The organism is uncultured Ruthenibacterium sp. (assembly GCF_963558415.1).
Lineage (GTDB): Bacteria > Bacillota > Clostridia > Oscillospirales > Ruminococcaceae > Ruthenibacterium.
The window spans coordinates 1-18,981 of the sequence record NZ_CAUWGY010000010.1 but is presented as its reverse complement, the minus strand read 5'-3'; the positions used below and the strand labels follow the sequence as shown (position 1 = coordinate 18,981).

Sequence of the window (18,981 nt, the reverse complement as noted above, 5' to 3'; positions counted from 1 at the left end):
TGGCTATATCACACGATATGCTTGATGCCTAAAAGTTTATCCACGGCACCTTCAAAATATTTGCGGTCGAATTCCGGTGCAAATTCACATTCCTTCGCACAGGTGTACCGATCCAATTCCACACGTGCCTTGGCGGCAGCGCCTCTGTCTCCTGCTCGTTCCGCTTTCAAATAGGCGGCGATCCGCAAGAATACCTGTGCAGTAAACCTCATCAGTTTGCGGGAGTGAGACGTAGCCAGATCTTTACAGCTCACTTGAGGCAGCGGAGCCGAAAGCGCCTTTACCAACGGGTCAAAATCACTGGAGGATGGGTCCCGAATTACCTCGGATACCTTTGTCCAATTTTCCCAAATACGACGATATTCCTGGCTTTCATCGCCAAAAGCGCCCTGGAAGAACTCATCGACCAGTTCATCAAAAGGCCGCTGTGGTTCTACCAATGCCCGGGCCATCACATACATAGGCAGTGCCGCATGATCAAATGCGCGCTGCTCCTGGCAGTTAATCAGGCCACCCAAATGATTTTGTTTCATATGAGTCACGTCTTCGTATATTAAACGCGCCTGCACAAATTGTCCCGGGTCATTGTAATCCGTGCAGTAATAATCAAAGTCAAAACTGTCTTCCATAGACATACCGAGAGATGTACGGTAATCGTTCCAGGCCTTCAAATGAGCGGCAACATCCTCATTGTTGCGTGGGAACGGCTGGTTATTCAAAGTATATCTGGGCATTTCTGCCGCCTGCTTCACATCACAGAACGGATGCAAAAACGAACGCTGAATGGGGGCAAACATAAATGTGAATCGTTCCGGATGCTCCAATTTTTCTTTTAAAGGCGGCCATAAAAGTTCATGATAGGCCAAAAAGACAATTTTTGTGTTTAAGCCGCGGTCGGAAAGCTGCCGATCCAACCGATTGAGCATCTGTATGTAGAACTCTGCTACGCGCTCATTGCGGCAGTTTTCACATTCGCATTTATTATTATTGCCGTCATCCAGCCAAAAATGAACGTAATCCAATTCCGGATGCTGAGCAATGTAGTCCACGGCACTGTCCACGACGCGTTTTTGCACATCCACATTGGAATAGCACAGTGCGGAAATCAGCGGCATATGCCATGCCAAATCTCTTTTTCCGTTTCGCATTGCCAGAGCATCTGTAAATTCCTCAGGCCAGTTGTCCATTTCAATCCATCCGAGACCCGGCACGCCAAAGCATTCACAAGTAAAACCGTGGCCCACTCCATGATACATCAATCCATTTTTATGGGCTGCATATTCAATTTGCGGAATGATGCTGCGACAAACATCCAAATTAAATTCCCAGGGCATCATTTGTTCGTTGCTGGTGCATTCATACCAGCGTTCAAAAAAATTGTACCCTTCACGAAACTGCATAAAATAGCAGTTCATTCCTACTTTGGGCATCCACTCCAACAAATCTACTGTATCTCGAACATTGCAAGACCCTTCTATACACAAACCACGAAAGCGATGAGCTGCTTTCACAAAACGTTGGCTATTGATTTGTTCGGTGTTGCATCTGGGGACTCGCTCGGAATCTTTTCCAGGTCGAACAAAGGCACAGCCGCAGTCCCGCAAAAGATGATAAACTCCCAGAAGCAGTGAGCGCTCGTTGGATGCTACAATCTCTCCGGCGCCATGCTGTACATTGATTTGATACGCATCATCCCACTGCGGGTCTTCCACATCGAAGCCTTCCGCATTCACTTTAAGCTCTATGGAATGGCCCTTTCCCGTCATTCTGTAAAGGTATTGTTCCAACGCCTCATAGGCGCGGGCTTTTACATCATAGTTCATAAAAAACTCCTCTATTTCTGAAAAAGCCGAATGCGAAACGGATTTCACATTCGGCTTTTTCTGGTCTTTATTTCACATAGCCGTACTCTTCACAATAAGCCTGCCATTGTTCACGATAAGCATCTTGAATCTTAGACAGTCCCGCTTCTTCCGCTTTCTGACGGAATTCTGCCACAGCGGCGTCTACATCTTCAACCATTCCAGCCTCCAACGGAGTCAAATATTGCGAGATTACATTGCCCAATGCGGCACGTTCTGCCTGATAGCTCTCAATATTCTCGTTGAAGCCTTCATAGATATTCGCTCCATCAAAAGGAGTCTGTTCACGAATCTTATCCAAATCCGCATAGATGCTTTCGAAATATTCATTGTTCTTTTCTTTCAGCATCAACTGGGGATTTTCCATGCCCCACGCAAAAGCGCCGGCTTCATATCCGGAGGTGCCATCCGCATCCAAAATGGCCTGATAGTATCCATCGTCGTTGGTGTAATGGACTCCTTCAATGCCATATTGCAAAAGTGCATAGCATTCCGGATCCGTTGTCAATTTTTCCAGAACCATCAATGCACGTTCCGGATTTTTGCTGCTGTACGGAATGGACATCATATTTGCTGTGGGAGCGGCATAATACGCAAGGTTGGAAATGGAAGAGAAGGACACAAAATCGCTATCCCACTCGGGATTGTTCTTCTGCAGTGCATTGCGGGCAGAAGCAGCTTTGCCCGGATTGGTGCCGCCGCATGCCAATGCAATTTTTCCGATATCGAACGCACTGGGATCGGCTGTTTCCGACAATACGCTCTTAGACCAGTATCCTTTATCGGCCCAGCGTTTCAAAGTTTTCATATCCTCAACAAAGTCATCGCTGTTCCAATAATCATAAAGGTTGCTGGGATCTTCATAATCTGCGGCCAAGCCATAGGTGGAATAAGAGTCATTTACCCACTTATACTTCAAGCCAATCAGCATAGAATGAGCGTTGAACGGTTCACCGCTGGCATTTTGCTCCACGGACGCTCCAAACAGTCCCTGATCCGGCAATGCCGCTTTCACGCCATCCAAATATGCCTCTACATTCTCTACACTGTCAGGAACCGGCAGATTGTACTGTTCCGCTAAATCGGTGCGATAGAGAATTCCCTTTGAACCGTACACAAATCTGCTGGAGGGAACAGCATACACATGATCTGCGACCGACACTTGATTCCAAACGCTCTCATCGATCATTTCAAGCAGCTTGGGAGCATATTCGGGCAGAAGCTCTTCCAATTCCAAAAACGCGCCCTGATTGCAGTACTGCGCATAGCTCATCCAGTTGGCCGTGTAAATCAAATCCACGTCACCAGCGCTCTTCAGTGCCAGGTCATATTTTTGAGTGTAATCCGTCCAAGTGGTAAACTCCATTTCAATGGTCGTATTCAGATCCCGTTGCAGAATTTCGTTCAGCTTTTCCACAACCTGGTCCAAATCCCGGGGCGCTTCACTAACAAAGTACAGTTTCAGATTGACAGGGTCCAAAGTGCCGTCGCCACTGGTTTGGCTGGCAGCAGAACCTCCGCAGCCTGCCAGCGACAGCGACAGCATTGCAGTGCTCAACAATGCCGCAGCTATTTTTTTCAATTTCATCTTTGTACGCTCCTTATTGTGTGATGAGAAATTTTGCAATAAACTCGACCGGTCGTATAAAAACAAGGGAATTTGTCAGCCCTTCACGGCTCCCACCGTGATGCCAGACACAAAATATTTTTGCACAAACGGATAGAACAGGAACACCGGTCCTGTTGCCACAACGGCCATGGCCATTTTGACCGATTCTGTGGGCAAGTTCTGGACGGTGATATTGGGATTGTTTGCGTCCAATTGCGCCATTGATTCCGCGCTGTTGACCATATTATAAAGGTAGAACTGCAACTGATACTTTTCCGGAGATGTGATAAACATGGAAGACAAATACCAGTCATTCCAATACCCAAGTGCCAGAAATAAACCAATGGTTGCCAGTGCAGGTCCTGCTATGGGCATAACGATGCTTCGATAAATTCGCCAATCGCCCGCACCATCAATTTTGGCGGACTCAATCACTGCATCCGGTACCGATGAGGAAATAAAGGTCCGCATGAGAATGATCAAAAAAGGCGACATCAAACTTGGCAAAATCAATGCCAAATAACTGTCTTTCAAATGAAGAACATTGGTATACATCATGTACCAAGGAACGACGCCACCGCCAAAGATGGATGTGAAATAAATGAAAAAAGAAATTTTGTTTCTCCATACAAAGTCTTTTCGCGAAAGTACATACCCTGTCATAGAAATGAGCAGCAAGCCCAATGCAGTGCCTATTGCGGTTACCCCAATGGTCACGCCATAGGCGCGCAGCAGTGTTTCGGGATAGCGAAACAGAGTCGCGTATGCCTCTGTGGAAAATTCTTTTGGGAACAGACTATATCCATCTTTTAGAATGGACATATTGGAAGTAAAAGAACCGGAAATGATAATGATAAACGGAAGCAGACACAACAGCGCCAAAATTCCCGTAATAACAAAAGCGAAAAAATTAAAGACGTAAAAACTTGTTTCATGTCTTATGCCGCGTGTTCGCATGGTCCAATCTCCTTTCTAAAACAGCGCATAATCCTCATTGATCCGCTTGACCACAGCATTTACCACAACGATCAAAATAAATCCAAACACCGACTGGTATACACCCGCGGCTGTGCCCAGTCCTACGTCAAAGTATGAAATCAGTGAACGGTACACATAAGTATCAATGATATCCGTTGTCGCATACAGTACGCCGTTGTTTCCAATCAACTGATAGAACAGATCAAACTGACCTCTCATAATGCTGCCTAGTGAAAACAAAAATAGCGTGATAAATGTAGGCTTCAAAAGCGGCAAAGTAATATGCCGAATCTGTTGAAACACCGTTGCGCCGTCAATGGTAGCCGCCTCATATAAATCATTGCTGATTCCCAAAATAGAGGCCAGATAGATTACCATGCCATAGCCAAGCCCTTTCCACACATAAAAGGCGGTGATGATAAACGGCCAGTATCCGGGCGTATTGTACACATCCACCGGTTCAATGCCAAACCCGGCCAACATGCTATTGAAAAAGCCGTGTTCGTAATTGAAAAGATTGTATACCAAGACGCCCAAAATGACCGAAGACACAAAGTATGGCAAAAACATCAGCGACTGGGTAATTTTCTTATATACCTTTCCCACCATACGGCTAATTAAAATGGCCACAAAAATTTGCAGTGCATTGCCGACAACAATGAAAACAATGTTGTATAAAATTGTGTTTTTGGTCAAATTCAGCAATGTGCCCGACTTGAAAAGATATTCAAAATTCTCAAATCCGACAAACGGACTGCCAAACAAGCCGCCTCGGAAATTATACTTTGTAAATGCATAGTAAATTCCGACCATCGGAATGTAAGAGTTGATCAAAAAATACACGAAGGCGGGAATCAGCATGAGCAGCAAAATTCGGTTGCGTCCAACGGTAAACCAGAATCCCTTTTTTCCCAAGTGTCCGTCTGGTGCTCGATAACAGGCAGCGCTTTCTTTTTTCACTTCATCGTTCCTCCCGTGCCGTTTTCAATCGCTTTTTGTATTCGGTAGGCGTCATCCCCGTGTTTTGCTTAAAAACCCGTTCAAAGTAAGTTGTTGTTTTAAATCCAAGCATCTCCGCTACCACGGATACAGGCAATGAATGGCTTTCCATCAGGCTTTTTGCCTTTTCGACCCGACGGAGATTGACATAATTGATTACCGTAACACCGCATGCCGCCTTAAAGCTTCGGGCCAATGCACTGGCATTCATATAATATTTGTCCGCCAGGGCATTCAAAGTAATATCACTGTTGCAATTTTCATCCAAATATCGCATCACTGCGTTCATATTTGCGGCACGACGCCGCTCACGGTAGAACTCTCCCTTTACGCTGTTGCGCAACAAACAATAAATGATTTGCATTACATACATGCGGCTCATACACATATATCCCACATGATCGTTGGCAAGTTCCGCGTTGAGCGATTTCATCAACAATTCAAACTGGGAACGTCCCTCGGTGGAAAGAGACAACAATTTAGGTTCTCCGGATAACATTTGCAAAGCGTTGCCTTCCATATCCAGTTCTAAAACAGGACGTATGAACACATCATCAAACATCAAAACCGTTCGGTTGGAGAGCGCTCCGATGCTATCCCAAACTGAACGATGCTGCACCCCAGCAGGAATCAACATTACATCGCCGGATTTCAACTTGTAAACATTTCCATCGGCGTAAAAGGTTTTTTCTCCTGTTACTAAGTAGTACAGTTCATATTCCGGATGAGAGTGCTCCACGTTCGATGTCGCATAAGCACGGCATGTTTTGTATGATACACGAATCGTACCATCCACGCCTTCCTGCTCTCGATCTGGTACATATCGTTCTTTGGTTCCCATCTCTCCACCACCCGTTCCGGCCTTCCATATGTCATAGCATAGCATACAAATTTTGCATTTACACTCCCGCATTCTTGCACTTGAGGAAGGAATCTGTACAATTTTTGCACATTTTTTATTTTTGTGCATTTTCGAAAACATTTTGACGTGCTTTTTTGCTTATTTTTGCATTTCGGCCCCAAATAGTCTTTTTTATCGTTAAAATTGTACTTCTTTTTTCGTACTTTTTTTGCATCAAAGTCAAAAAGCTGCTCTGTTTTTGCCATTGAACAGTGCTTAAGGCATGGCCGTATTGCACTCTGTTTTGCCGATGCTATAATTGAGGCAATCAAATCCGCAAGTCAAAAGGAGTAAACAGACCTATGAAACTTCAGTTAACAGTGATTGGAGCCGGCAGTACCTACTCGCCCGAAATTATCGAAGGACTTATCCGTCGTCGTGAAACACTTCCGTTTACCGACATCGTTTTGATGGACATTGATCAACGCAAACTGGAAATTGCCGCTGGTTTTATCCGCCGTATGCTGGCAGCAGCAAATTTGTCTGTGAACTGTCGTACCACATTGGAGCTGGACAGGGCATTGACCGGAGCGGATTACGTCATTGCTCAAATTCGTGTGGGCCAGCTTCCCGCCCGTATCAAAGATGAAAAAATCCCTCTCAAATACGGTATGATCGGACAGGAGACTACCGGTATCGGTGGATTTTTCAATGCTCTTCGCACTGTACCCCAAATTCTGCACATTGCCAAACGTATGGAGGAGATCTGTCCTCAAGCATGGTTGATCAACTTTTCCAATCCTTCGGGCATTGTAGCTCAGGCAGTGGAAAACAACTCTCATATCCGAATGGTGGGGCTTTGCAATTGTCCCGTGAATACGCTGGCAGACTGCAAAAAATGGTTGAATGACGACGATGTTTCCATTGAATATGTCGGTCTGAACCATCTGTCTTGGGTAACCCGCGCATTGAGTCACGGACAGGACCGTCTTCCCGAATTGTTGGGAAAGGGAGCCGTTACTACCATGAGCAATATTCCTGATATTCCATTTGATTTGGAAATGCTGCAAATGGCCGGTGGTATTCCCAGCAGTTACTTAAATTATTACTATCTGCGCAATAAACAGTTGGAGCATCTGAAAAGTGCAGAACTTTCCCGGGGCGAAGAATGTCAAAAAATTGAAGATCAATTACTGGAACTTTATCAAGACCCCTCTTTGACCACCAAACCGGATCTTTTGAACCAGCGCGGAGGCGCTTTATACAGCGAGGCTGCTGTCTCCCTGATTGAGTGCATTCACAACGACTGGGGCCACACACACATTGTAGATATTAAAAACCAGGGTGCCATTCCTTTTCTGCGGGACGACGATGTCGTAGAAATTTCGGGAATTGTGCATCGGGATGGTATCCAGCCTGTTCCCATCACCGTTACTCCAAATGAACAAATCATCACTTTGATACAAACGGTAAAAAGTTATGAGCGACTCACGGTAGAAGCCGCATTGACGGGAGATCGACTGACGGCACTGCGTGCTTTGATGATACATCCTCTCGCCGGTGACTTTGATGCCTGCAAGGCCTGTTTTGATGAAATGCTGGAAGCGCACCGCGCCTATCTGCCTCAATTTTTTGATTAAGAAAGAGAGTTTCTCATGGAATACATTCTCGGTTTTGACGGCGGCGGCACCAAATCCGATTGTCTGATTTGTGACCGCAACGGTCAAATTCTTGCACTGGAGCATTTTGGCGGCAGCAATCATGAAAATTTTGCACATGGATTTTCAGACCTCGAGCCCTTAATTCTTCAAATGGTTTGCCATACTCTTCAATCCGCCCATCTTTCTGCGGAACAAATTTCATACGCTGTTTTCGGAATGGCCGGGTGCGACCTTCCCTCTCAAAAGGCGGAACTGGAAAACATTCTGCGTAAAACCGGGATTTCACGTGTGACCGTGTGCAACGATGTCTTTTTGGGAATTCCTGCCGCTCTTCCCACACAGACAGGATGCTGCCTTGTCAACGGTACAGGCAACACCATTGGAGGCATTGACCCCAAAGGAACAATGCTTCAAATCGCCGGAACCGGATTCATGTTTGGCGAAGAAGGCGGTGGCGACCGTATTGCAGAAAAAGTGGTCCGTACGGTATACGATTATTTATTCCGCACAGGGCCTTGCACGGCTTTAACCGAACCCGTTTTGCAATTGTTTGGCATTTCGGACGATCGGTTTTTTGTGGAAAAGGTGCGCGATTACTGTGCGCGAGAAGGCTTCCCAACGAAAAATCTCGTAATGTTACTGGACAAATGCGCCTTTGAGGGAGACGCGGTGTGCATTTCATTTTTGAAACAGCTTTCACATGAATTTGCATGTTCGCTCGCCGGATGTATCCAGCGTTTGGATTTCGGGTCTCACGTAGATATTGCGCTGGTGGGTTCGGTCACTTTAAAAGCGAAATGTCCCATTATGCTGGACGCACTAAAAGAAGAATTACCTCTGCTGACACACAAAACGCATTCGTTCTATCCGCTGAGACATCCCCCTGTTTTGGGCGCTGTGCGAATGGCCGCTTCAAAGGCTTGGAACGAAGTCGGATTTACCGTGAACGGATGGGAGGATGTTCCATGAATTGCACTTTGACGGCGACTCTCGCACCTGTATTTGGGAATCACATGGTTTTACAATATGGTGCTCCTGTTCCAATTTTCGGGACGGGAGATCCTCACGCAACTGTCCATGTGAAACTAGGCGAGGAAAAACAAACTACACAAGTTGGAACAGATGGGCGATGGATCGTCTGGTTTGCAGCACATCCTGCCTTCGCACAAACCACATTGGATTTTCAATGCGGCTCCATTCATATTCTTGTGGAGGACATTCTTTTTGGAGACGTTTGGATTGCGGCCGGGCAATCCAATATGGAATTGGAATGGCAACAAAGTGCTGAATATGCCGAAACTTGCCATACACCGGGCATTTCTTCGATTCGAATGTACTTGTGTAGTCACACTCTCACAGATCATCAGGCCCCTCTCGCCCCACAAAAAGGCTGGATCGTCGATGGTGACGAGGCCCAGCGCTTTTTCTCAGCGGCCGGGACCTATTTTGCAAGGGCACTTTTCCCGCACATTCATGTTCCAATCGGTATTGTGTGTTGTTATTGGGGCGGCACCAGCGCCAGCACTTGGCTCGATGAAACGCTTTTACAGCAGAAGGGTCTCAATTGTTATCTTTCTGACTACGAATCCTCTGTTAGAAATCTCGATTTGGAGAAATACGAAGAACAATTTCAGCGCTGGTGGGAATTCAATCGAAGGCCAGACGTACAACAGGCTTGGGAAAAGCTGGCGCAGTCTTCGGGAACGGAAAAAGCTCATCTTCAGCAACTGCTTTCCCAAGAACCTGTGCTCGAATTTGGTCCGCACGATAAAAACCGGCCTGGACAATTGTATCACCGTATGGTAGAACCACTCGCTCCTTTTCGTTGCAAAGGCGTTCTTTGGTATCAGGGAGAGTCCGATGAACACCATCCTGATACGTATGCACAGCTTCTTACGTCGCTGATTCAATGTTGGCGCTCTCTTTGGAACGCGCCCCTTCCCTTTCTTTTGGTTCAGCTCGCTCCTTTTGGTTCTTGGATGGGTGAATGCGGAATCCGTTATCCGCTTATGCGCCAACAACAGCAACTGGTATCGCAAACTCTTTCAGACGTCTACCTTACCTCCATCATGGACTGTGGCAGCAAAGACGATATCCATCCTCCTCGCAAACGTCCCGTGGGGGAACGACTGGCCCTTTTGGCCAGAGGCTGTATCTACGGAGAAAATATTGTAGCGCAACCTCCTTGTTTTGAAAAATGTTCTGTAAAAGAGAACTGTGTCTCACTGTATTTCTCCCACACCGCAGACGGCCTGAGCGGGACTGGCATACCCCGCAGTTTATTTATCACTCAGGATGGACGCTATCTCCCACCCGAACGTGCCGAAATCGGTCAGGATACCGTCCGCATTTTCTTTTCTGCGCCTGTTGAGGGAACCATTCACATTTCTTTTGCTTGGTGTGATTACACTTATGTGGACCTTTACAACAGTGTCGGCCTTCCAGCACTTCCCTTTGAAATCAAGGTGAAAATATGAGTCTGCCTTTTTCTAAAAAACTTGACCTATCCTTATGCCGGAAGTATCTTTGGGACGATGTTTCTTTTTGGGAACGTGTGGATAATGCGCTTCATTGGTTTACGCAGCTTCCCCATTTTGTGCGCTATGAAGACGCCGCTTTGTACTTTGTTGCACAACAAGATCTTTCTAATTGCCAAAAGGTCTTTTCAGGATGTATGGAATACGCTCGTTTGTGCAAGGTCGAACCTGCGCTTTTTGCACTGGTTGTTCCGGCTTTGGCCGGGTACACACTTCCTGCGGCAATAGAAAACCAAAAGCTACTGGGCGCTCGTGAAGATCAGATTCGTGATTCCTTTCAGGACTTTTCTCTTTGGGCCAATCGTGACGCTTCCGGAAAGCTCATGGGAAGCACCCATCTTTGGTTTTTGTATGCATATACTGGAAAAATCGTCCGGTTGGGCCGTTTGGAATTTGAACGTATGCTCAGTCCGTCTCCGTATTTTGTGATACAACGCACCAACGGAGAACTTGCATGTCTTTCTCATTTTGAAAATGGGAACCTGCTTGTATCGCCAGGATTGCCTATCCTCAATCTTCACATTCCGTCCGGGGGCCATCTCAATCCGGATGCAGTGGATGAAAGCATTTATCAGGCAAAATCTTTTTTTGGAAAACTTGGTTATCCCAACGAGATAATGTTGTGCGACAGTTGGCTTTTGGATCCCAATCTGGCCAATATTTTACCTTCGCAGAGCAATATTTTGTCTTTTCAAAAGCGCTTTTTTATCATGGACCAGTCAGAAGAATCCACTGCCGTTTGCTTTATGTTTGGCTGGGATCTTCCGGCGGATACCGACCTAGAGCGCATCGCACAAACAACATTGCAAAAGAACTGTGCGCAATATTTAAAAAAACACGGAAAATTGCATGATACTATCGGCATTCTCCGAATATAACAAATGTGCTTTTACAATTAAAAAGCCACTGTTCCATTTTACGAACAGTGGCTTTTTGCGTAACTTGATTCAAAACGATTTTCATTTGCAAGGAGCCTTGGTATCATCCGTCTGCGCTTTTGAATCGAATCCATCGTTTGATATTTTCACACACTTCTAGAATCATCAACAACTTCAAAAAGCGCCATAACGGTCTCCCACAGCCGTGAAAAGAAGGTTTTGTCCCGCGGATAATTTGTAAAACTCATCTCTCCGCCAACCGTTCGAAGCAGTTCTTGCGTGCGGCTGTGCCCAATACGGCTTTCGCACAATTGAAGCAACCGAAGATCCTGCAACGCCTGCTTAAGCACTTCTCCGCGGATGGAGCCCCATGCACTTCCATCCGGCCCTGGATAGACTAAAAACGCATCTCCCGAGGGGAAGGCCTCTCCCGCATCGGTCACCCGGAAAGGATCAATATGACGTACCGAGCGCTGAGAATTGTAAAAATTGAACCCCCAGTGCAAAAAGCCCTCCAAATTATATTGATAGAGCAACGCACCCATAATGCGGTTGCGTGCACTGGGCATTGCAATGAAACGGTTTGGCACCGCCACGGCCTGGACTGTACAATAATATGTCCAAAGGTGAGTCACTCCGTTGTCTACAAACTTCTGAATACAATCGTTGCAGACCACCGGCTTTTCCACGATTCCCTGCTGATAAATATCATAGCTGCTGAGCGCGTCAATCACATGGCAATCTTGCAACAGGTCGGCCACCGTTGCTTTCGCAGCGGCATAGGTCTCTCGCTCCTTATCGTGCGGCTCATCGGAAATGTGGAACCATACATGCGCAAGGCCCACCAGTTCGTCCAGCTCCTGTTTGAGCGCCGGGAGAAAAGCCCGCAAGAAACAGGTGTATTCGCCGCCTACGGCAGGAGTGTGCCAGCCAAATCGTTTTTCCAGCCCATTGGAGGTATATACGAAAATTTTGGGAGCAAATTCTGCTCCCCACTGGGTGAACAAATGCGCCAGCTCTATCTCGGTGATTCCATGGCTGCGTGCCATTTTCACCCAACGCCGCAATCGGTCAAATTGAAAGCTCCATTCTCCATCTTTAAGGGTTATGTCCACGAGCTGCACCGTCGTGCGCTCACCGCCCTTGGCAGTATCCAGCGGCGGAGTGAAGATTGGTGTCAGCAACATGTTAATGCCGTGCTCCGCGGCGCTGGCCATAAAATTATCCAAAATGCGCCAGTGCTCCTCGCTGAACACGGGGACCTGATAGTAATCTGCTAAACAGTCCGCATGGAACCACTGGGTCTGAAAAAGAGTTTGTGGTGGCAGCGCCTGATTCAATACAGACACCGTCAGCGAAAAAGCTGCCAATTGTTCACCTGCCGAGTCCACAAGTTCCAATTCTATTGCCGCACGGCCCGGCTCCAACGCCGAAGCATCCAGCGTCAGCCATAGACTGCGCCACTGGGCGGGCACCGCTTTAAATGGTTCATCCCATTCCACAGGCCGCAGCAAATCCGGCAGAAGGCCCGGACGGGTAGTGAGATAGTTATCATCCCATGTTCCATGACATGGATAATCGCAGGGTACCAATTCCACCTGAAAAAGTTTTAAAGCTTTTCTGGCAGAACCCGTGCACCGCAGCCAAAAGCATGTGGAACTTTCTCCAAAATCGTCATTTTGACAAGTATAGGCCAATTGAAAAGACCATTGCTGATTTTTAAAGAGCCGTGGCGACGCAAGCTCAAGCAAGTCCGGCCGCCGGTCCGGCAACACCTTTTCCAAGCTATCTGTGAGAAGAAATTCATATTTTGTCATGGAACATCTCCTGTTTTCAGTCAAAGATCGGCAGACAAAGCCAAAATATCGAAACAAAAGGGGGGAGATGACGGGACATGCCCGTCATCTCCCGAAGGTTGGTTTTTCTTATTCTACCGGATGGCTCTCAAGAAATGTAAGCGCCTGCGTGTGGAAGGCTTCTTGCAGTGCGTCAACGCCGGCAGCGTCTAACTTTGCCTTGAGTTTTTCTACATCGCCGGCAGGATCGTCCGTAAAGCCCAATTGCAGCAGTTTATAATCAGAGTTATAAATTTCGCTGATTGCTGCAACCTCGTTTTTCACTTCGGAATCGTCAAACACAAAAGTGATATAACGTCCGCTGCGGGCAGTCTCTTTCCAAGTCTCGGTCAGTTCCTCAGAATTGGGAATTCCGCCTTCTACTGTACGCCAGAATTTGTCGTTGCGCACGCCCCAGTTGCAGTTGCTGTCATAGGCGTAGTTCGAACTGTCCGGCAGAGATTTCAGGCCATGCTCGCCCACGGCTTCCCAGTGCACGCCTTCGATACCGTAGCAGAACAGATTGTGGCAGATCTCATCGTTGCGCAAATAATCCAGCGCCATCAGAGCGCGTTCCGGATTCTTGGATTTAGAGAAAATGTTCATGCCATTGGCCAAGTAGGACTGAATGATGGCAGGAGCTCCGTTCATGGCGTCAAATACACGCACATCCCACTCGGGGTGTTCTGCTTGCAAAGTGGCATACAAGCTCTTGGCAGTGTTGATATTCATCACGGCCAGAGCAGATTTGCCCGCCTGGAAGCTCTCGGTATTGTTCTGTGTATTCACAACGGCGTTGCGGCTCCAGAAACCGCGGTCGCGCCAATCTTTCACGGTGTTCAGGGTATTCATAAAGATGTCCGCGTCCAGAGTGCTCATTACGTTGGCCTCGGGATCGTTTTCCTGCACGCAGGTGAACAGGTTGACCGGGGGCAGCACGTAATAATTGTCGTCGCCTTTGGCATTAGATTCCACGTTCCAAAGCAGATCGAACACAAACTGGCGGTCGTAATCGGAACCTACATCCAACGGAATCATAGAGGGCTCGTTGTCCACAATCGCCTGCATGTACTGTTCTGCGCCTTCAAAAGTATCCAGAGACTCAATGCCATATTTATCCATCAAATCTCCACGGGCCATCCAGACATAGGCGGTGAGTTCCTGATAGTTCATGGGCAGCATGTAAACCTTACCGTCCACCTTGGCCTGTTCCCAAGCTTCGGGATACATGCTTTCCGCCGTCATAGGCGCATACGTTTCCAGCGCTTCAGGGGTGATTTCCCAGAAGCCCTGTTTGGTGGCCTGCGCATTGTAGAAGCACCAGTCAGCAGTAAAAATCATGTCCCAATCTTCGCCGGAAGCAAAAATCAGAGGATATTTCTGCTCATATTCACTCCAGCTCATGTACTTCACGTCGATGGTGGCATTGATTTCTTCTTTCAAACGTTCGTTGATTTTTTCAAACACCTTGTCATTGTCCACCGGACGGTCACCGATCAAATACATGGTCAGCGTGACTTCTTGTGAGATATCCGGGCCAGACGTACCAGAGCCGGATGCGCCGGACGCCGGGGCTGTGGAACTGGACGCAGTTGTTCCTCCGCAGCCGGTGAATGCGCTCACGACCAGCACCAGGGCCAGAACGAGCGCCAACAGTTTCGCTGTTTTTTTCATGGTTTTTCCTCCTTATTGTCTGTATATTCACTGCGCCCGCGCGCAGTTTCTTCCCGTCAGCCTTTTACGGCGCCAATGGTGACGCCCTTGACAAAATATTTCTGTAAAAACGGATACAAAAGAATGATAGGGCCTGTGGCCACCACGGTCATCGCAAGCTTCATCGGTTCGCTGGGCACTTCGCTCATGGGCAAACCACTGCGGGCAGCAGCCGCCGCGATGGCTTGGGATTTGGTAAGGATATTGTTCAAATAGTACTGCAACGGATACAAATCACTGCGTCCTTCGTCCAAAAAGAGCATGGCATCGTACCAGTCATTCCAGTAATTGAGTGCAATGAAGAGCCCCACAGTGGCCAATCCCGCTTTGCACAAAGGCATTGCTACCCGAAAGTAAATGGTGAAATCTCCCGCACCGTCCAGCCGGGCAGATTCATACAAAGCTTCTGGTATTCCTGCCATATAGCTTTTTAAAATCAGCAGATACGTCACATTGATCAGGATCGGCATAATCAGGGCGATCAGGCTGTTATGGAAGTGCAGATATTTTGTATTGAAGATGTACCAAGGCACAAGACCGCCGCCAAAAATGGACGTGAAATAGAAGAAAAACGAAACCTGATACCGATAGCGGAATGTACTGCTGGCCAGCACATAAGCCGCCATACTGGTAAAGAAAAGCCCCAAAAAAGTACCGGTAACAGTGACAAAAATCGTCACACCGTAAGCGCGAAGCAAATCGCCGGGAATCTTGAACAGAGTCTTATACGCATCCAACGAAAACGTTTCCGGAATCAACTGATAACCATGGGTCAGAATCGATGTCTGATCGGAAAAGGAACCGCTGAGCACCAGAAGAAATGGAAGCAAACAGCACACAGAAAGCACCGTCAGCACCACTACCGAAATCACGTCGAAGATGACACGATCCCGCCCAATGGGTTTTTTGCCGATTTGGGTTTTGCTCGCCATAAGGCTGCCTCCTTTCAAAACAATGCGTAATCCGGCTCTACCTTTTTCACAAGTTTATTGGCAACAAGCACCAGCAAGAAAGAGAAGGTTGACTGATATAATCCTGCGGCGCTGGTCATGCCGAATTCCTGCAATTGCAGCAACGAGCGTGTGACATACGTATCGATTACATCGGTGACTTCCAGAACCATGGGATTGTTGCCTGTGACCTGCCAGAACATTTGGAAATCGCCTTTCATAATGGTTCCGATGGCCAGCAGGAACAAAATGACCACCGTTGGCCGAATGCCCGGCAAAGTAATGTGCCGAATTTTCTGCCACATGTTTGCGCCGTCCAAATCGGCCGCCTCATAAAGCTGCCCGTCGATGTTCATGATGCTTGCCAGATACATTACCGTACCGTAGCCAACGTTTTTAAAAGCGCTCACTCCGATGAGGATAAAAGGCCAGGCAGCTTCGTTTGAGTAAATATCCACCGGATCGATGCCCAACGAGCGCAAAAACGTATTGACTGCGCCAAACTCGAAGTTGAACATGTTATAGATGAACGCTCCTACTACGACCCAGGAGATAAAATACGGAAAGAACATTACAGACTGCGTGATCCGTTTAAACCACTTACCTGCCAGTTCGGAAAGAAGAATCGCGCATGTAATCTGCAAAACCGTATTCACACATAGAAAGGCAAGATTGTACAGGATGTTGTTACGCGTGACCCTCCACGCCTTGCCTGACTGGAAGAAGTATTCGAAATTTTTGAACCCGACCCACGGACTACCGAAAATTCCATCGTGGTAGTTGTACTCTTTGAACGCCAGCACGATTCCGCCCATGGGAATATAACACATCAGAATCACCACAATGGCCGCCGGAAGCAGCATCAGCCATTTGACCCGATTCTCCTTCAAATCCTGGAGAAAGGCATTCTTGCTCCGTTTCATCGCCTAGCCTCCTTGCGCTGTGTTTTTCTCCAGTTCCATCGTAACAGACCTGTCTGTTCAAAACAACGGGAGCCGATTATGATAGGTGGGAAAAATTATGTTATTTGAGGCAAATTTTATTTTTTTGCATCAAAATCCATTGAATCGTTAAGAAATTCAGTCTATATTATAGTAAGAATACACAAATTCCCAGAAAAGTGAGGGATGGTGTCATGCGTTTTTCTGTGCTTGTGGTAGACGATGAAAAGATGCCTCGGGAAATTTTGCGCAACTATGTGCCCTGGGAAACACTGCAAGTGGGCCGGGTGGAAGAAGCGGAAGATGGGGCTCAGGCTTTGGAAATGGCCCGTCTCCACCGACCGGACATTGTCATCAGCGACGTGAAGATGCCCCGCATGAACGGCTTGGAACTGGCCAGTGCTGTGCGTGAAATGTATCCGGACTGTCAGTTCATTTTCCTCAGCGGCTACACCGATAAGGAATATCTAAAAGGAGCCATCAAACTCCGGGCTGCCAGTTATGTAGAAAAGCCCATTGACCTTGAAGAACTCATCACGGTTGTGCGGGAAGTAACGGAGGAACTGGAAAAGCAGAGCTTGCCGGATCCGCAATTGTTGTTCTATCGCGGTGAAAATGGAGATTTTTCTCAGCCGAACAACGGACAGGTGTACGTCTATGAAAAAGCGGTTTTTACCGCTTTGGGCAATCTGATCCGCCACAAGCGCCGGTCTGAATCGCTCGAACTCACTGCACGTATTTACAGAGAACTCCGCCAGTGCGAGGGAACTCCGCCGGAAGTAGTGCGCAACATTTACTGTCAAATTGTATTTGCACTTTTGGCGGCGGCGGAAAGTCGAAACATCACCGCCGTGACGGAACAGGGCGATTATCTTCTTTATACGGCGGCCAAACAGCCCACTTTGTGGCTGCTATGGCAGGCATTGACCGAGTCGATGCAGACTTACTTTCAAGCGGTGGAAAGCAATTCTCAGGACTTGGTCACACGCGTGGATAAATATCTGGCCGCACATCTGTCGGACAGCGAACTCACCGTACAGGCCGTGGCTTCTGAGCTAGGGTTTGTGCACACTTATCTTTGCAGTGCCTATAAAAAAAACAGCGGCCTCACCGTCAACCAAAAATTGACCGAACTGCGAATGGAACGGGCAAAAAATTTGCTGGCGGACCCAACCCGCAAGCTATATGAGGTGGCACATGACGTAGGCTATCTCGATGGAAAATATTTTGTAAAACTATTCACCAAGGAAGTGGGTATTTCGCCCCGCCTTTACCGGGAGAATCTTTGCTGCCATGAAGAATAAACTGCGCGCCTTTTGGCGCAGCCTGTTGCTGGATGTGGGCCTTCGGGGCAAACTGCTGTGTATTTTTTTCCTATTACTGTTGCTTCCTCTGGGGGCTTTCACACTCTATGCTTTTCATCGCATCAATACTGTGATTGAAGAGCAGACATTTTCCGCTTCCCAGAAAGCTTTTGAAGACACACATACCGCCGTGGAGGATCTGTTCGGACGCTTGACGCAGGTAGCCGATATTTTGACCATGGACCCCACTCTCTACGCCCTTGCTTCTGGCGATTCAGAGACCACCAGTTACATACAGCGCCTTGATGACCGAAACCGAATCTCCACCACATTTGCCTATCTGCGTTCCATGTCTGGCGTAGACCGCATCCGTTTATATGTGGACAACGACTACCTGTACACCAATTCCACAGACATTGTCTCTCTTCAGTCTGTGACGGGCAGCCGTTGGCTTGAGCCTTTCCAAAACGGAAGCGTGGCCTGCTGGTTTGGGCCTGCGGATTTTTCCGATCAGCCCGAAAACGAACAACAGTGGTACTCACTGATGCGCCTTATTTACGACCCAAGCTCCGTACAGCAGCCTTTGGCCATTGTGCGGGTGGATATTGCCGCTGATCGAGTGGATGCTGCAGTGAGCCGAAGCACCATTACCCAGAACGGAACGGTACTTCTGTTAAAGGATCGGCAGGTACTCACATCCTCTGCATCGGACAGAGCACAAGAACTCAGTGACTGTGTACCGGCAGTCGGTGCATCTGGCTGGACAGAAATAGATACCCCCCAAGGCAGCTTTCACGTTCAGTCGGCGACACTGAAAGATTGCGGCTGGAGATTGGCTGCGGCACTGCCTGAAGACGATATCTTCCGCACAAG

Annotated in this window: 14 protein-coding genes and 1 pseudogene; 6 read left to right on the top strand and 9 right to left on the bottom strand. The window is 47.7% G+C overall.

Annotation, left to right across the window (positions count from 1 at the left end):
* Positions 1-8: 8 nt before the first annotated feature.
* The 5 genes from AB5H98_RS03085 to AB5H98_RS03065 all read right to left on the bottom strand — a co-directional run bounded on the left by AB5H98_RS03085 (position 9) and on the right by AB5H98_RS03065 (position 6,289).
* The gene (locus AB5H98_RS03085) at positions 9-1,823 is read right to left on the bottom strand and encodes a DUF4838 domain-containing protein (protein WP_367924451.1); all 1,815 of its coding nucleotides are present in this window, start codon (positions 1,821-1,823) and stop codon (positions 9-11) included.
* A 67-nt stretch (positions 1,824-1,890) separates the two neighbouring features.
* Positions 1,891-3,450: an extracellular solute-binding protein gene (locus tag AB5H98_RS03080; protein WP_367924450.1), complete on the bottom strand. Its 1,560-nt coding sequence runs from the start codon at positions 3,448-3,450 to the stop codon at positions 1,891-1,893.
* Positions 3,451-3,525: 75 nt separating this feature from the next.
* Positions 3,526-4,428, bottom strand: a complete 903-nt coding sequence (locus AB5H98_RS03075) for a carbohydrate ABC transporter permease (protein WP_367924449.1) — start codon at positions 4,426-4,428, stop codon at positions 3,526-3,528.
* 15 nt (positions 4,429-4,443) lie between these two features.
* Entirely contained in the window at positions 4,444-5,409 is a 966-nt protein-coding gene (locus AB5H98_RS03070) for an ABC transporter permease (RefSeq protein WP_367924448.1), read from the bottom strand.
* A gap of 1 nt (position 5,410) precedes the next feature.
* Positions 5,411-6,289 (bottom strand): helix-turn-helix domain-containing protein, encoded by an 879-nt coding sequence (locus tag AB5H98_RS03065; protein WP_367924447.1) that lies wholly within the window; start codon positions 6,287-6,289, stop codon positions 5,411-5,413.
* A gap of 362 nt (positions 6,290-6,651) precedes the next feature.
* Here AB5H98_RS03065 and AB5H98_RS03060 point away from each other — a divergent pair, with 362 nt between their 5' ends.
* The 4 genes from AB5H98_RS03060 to AB5H98_RS03045 are packed head-to-tail and all read left to right on the top strand — an operon-like array spanning position 6,652 to position 11,365.
* Positions 6,652-7,929 (top strand): 6-phospho-beta-glucosidase, encoded by a 1,278-nt coding sequence (locus AB5H98_RS03060; RefSeq protein WP_367924446.1) that lies wholly within the window; start codon positions 6,652-6,654, stop codon positions 7,927-7,929.
* Positions 7,930-7,944: 15 nt separating this feature from the next.
* Positions 7,945-8,919 carry an N-acetylglucosamine kinase gene (locus AB5H98_RS03055; RefSeq protein ID WP_367924445.1) on the top strand — a complete coding sequence of 325 codons (975 nt, stop codon included), beginning with the start codon at positions 7,945-7,947 and terminating at the stop codon, positions 8,917-8,919.
* Positions 8,916-10,427 (top strand): sialate O-acetylesterase, encoded by a 1,512-nt coding sequence (locus AB5H98_RS03050; RefSeq protein ID WP_367924444.1) that lies wholly within the window; start codon positions 8,916-8,918, stop codon positions 10,425-10,427. Before AB5H98_RS03055 ends, AB5H98_RS03050 begins: the two co-directional genes overlap by 4 nt.
* Positions 10,424-11,365 carry a hypothetical protein gene (locus tag AB5H98_RS03045; protein ID WP_367924443.1) on the top strand — a complete coding sequence of 314 codons (942 nt, stop codon included), beginning with the start codon at positions 10,424-10,426 and terminating at the stop codon, positions 11,363-11,365. The genes AB5H98_RS03050 and AB5H98_RS03045 overlap by 4 nt, the downstream gene beginning before the upstream one ends.
* 146 nt (positions 11,366-11,511) lie before the next feature.
* Here the strand turns inward: AB5H98_RS03045 and AB5H98_RS03040 are convergent, their stop codons facing one another.
* The 4 genes from AB5H98_RS03040 to AB5H98_RS03025 form a co-directional block, all read right to left on the bottom strand.
* On the bottom strand, positions 11,512-13,182 hold the full coding sequence (locus AB5H98_RS03040) for a DUF4091 domain-containing protein (RefSeq protein ID WP_367924442.1): 1,671 nt from the start codon (positions 13,180-13,182) through the stop codon (positions 11,512-11,514).
* 108 nt (positions 13,183-13,290) lie between these two features.
* Positions 13,291-14,874, bottom strand: coding sequence for an ABC transporter substrate-binding protein (locus AB5H98_RS03035; protein ID WP_367924441.1), 1,584 nt, complete (start codon positions 14,872-14,874; stop codon positions 13,291-13,293).
* A gap of 56 nt (positions 14,875-14,930) precedes the next feature.
* Complete coding sequence (locus AB5H98_RS03030; protein WP_367924440.1) at positions 14,931-15,845, bottom strand: carbohydrate ABC transporter permease; 915 nt, start codon at positions 15,843-15,845, stop codon at positions 14,931-14,933.
* A 14-nt stretch (positions 15,846-15,859) separates the two neighbouring features.
* Entirely contained in the window at positions 15,860-16,786 is a 927-nt protein-coding gene (locus AB5H98_RS03025; RefSeq protein WP_367924439.1) for an ABC transporter permease, read from the bottom strand.
* 212 nt (positions 16,787-16,998) lie between these two features.
* On the opposite strand from AB5H98_RS03025, the gene AB5H98_RS03020 reads away from it, so the two are divergent.
* On the top strand, positions 16,999-18,108 hold the full coding sequence (locus AB5H98_RS03020) for a response regulator (protein WP_367924438.1): 1,110 nt from the start codon (positions 16,999-17,001) through the stop codon (positions 18,106-18,108).
* Positions 18,098-18,981, top strand: a pseudogene (locus tag AB5H98_RS03015) (sensor histidine kinase); the annotation flags it as partial. The gene AB5H98_RS03020 and the pseudogene AB5H98_RS03015, both read left to right, overlap by 11 nt.

Coding starts and splice junctions, on each gene's coding strand:
- AB5H98_RS03035 (WP_367924441.1), bottom strand. CDS start 14,874: ATGAAAAAAACAGCGAAACTGTTGGCGCTCGTTCTGGCCCTGGTGCTG.
- AB5H98_RS03030 (WP_367924440.1), bottom strand. CDS start 15,845: ATGGCGAGCAAAACCCAAATCGGCAAAAAACCCATTGGGCGGGATCGT.
- AB5H98_RS03060 (WP_367924446.1), top strand. CDS start 6,652: ATGAAACTTCAGTTAACAGTGATTGGAGCCGGCAGTACCTACTCGCCC.
- AB5H98_RS03050 (WP_367924444.1), top strand. CDS start 8,916: ATGAATTGCACTTTGACGGCGACTCTCGCACCTGTATTTGGGAATCAC.
- AB5H98_RS03075 (WP_367924449.1), bottom strand. CDS start 4,428: ATGCGAACACGCGGCATAAGACATGAAACAAGTTTTTACGTCTTTAAT.
- AB5H98_RS03065 (WP_367924447.1), bottom strand. CDS start 6,289: ATGGGAACCAAAGAACGATATGTACCAGATCGAGAGCAGGAAGGCGTG.
- AB5H98_RS03085 (WP_367924451.1), bottom strand. CDS start 1,823: ATGAACTATGATGTAAAAGCCCGCGCCTATGAGGCGTTGGAACAATAC.
- AB5H98_RS03045 (WP_367924443.1), top strand. CDS start 10,424: ATGAGTCTGCCTTTTTCTAAAAAACTTGACCTATCCTTATGCCGGAAG.
- AB5H98_RS03080 (WP_367924450.1), bottom strand. CDS start 3,450: ATGAAATTGAAAAAAATAGCTGCGGCATTGTTGAGCACTGCAATGCTG.
- AB5H98_RS03025 (WP_367924439.1), bottom strand. CDS start 16,786: ATGAAACGGAGCAAGAATGCCTTTCTCCAGGATTTGAAGGAGAATCGG.
- AB5H98_RS03040 (WP_367924442.1), bottom strand. CDS start 13,182: ATGACAAAATATGAATTTCTTCTCACAGATAGCTTGGAAAAGGTGTTG.
- AB5H98_RS03020 (WP_367924438.1), top strand. CDS start 16,999: ATGCGTTTTTCTGTGCTTGTGGTAGACGATGAAAAGATGCCTCGGGAA.
- AB5H98_RS03055 (WP_367924445.1), top strand. CDS start 7,945: ATGGAATACATTCTCGGTTTTGACGGCGGCGGCACCAAATCCGATTGT.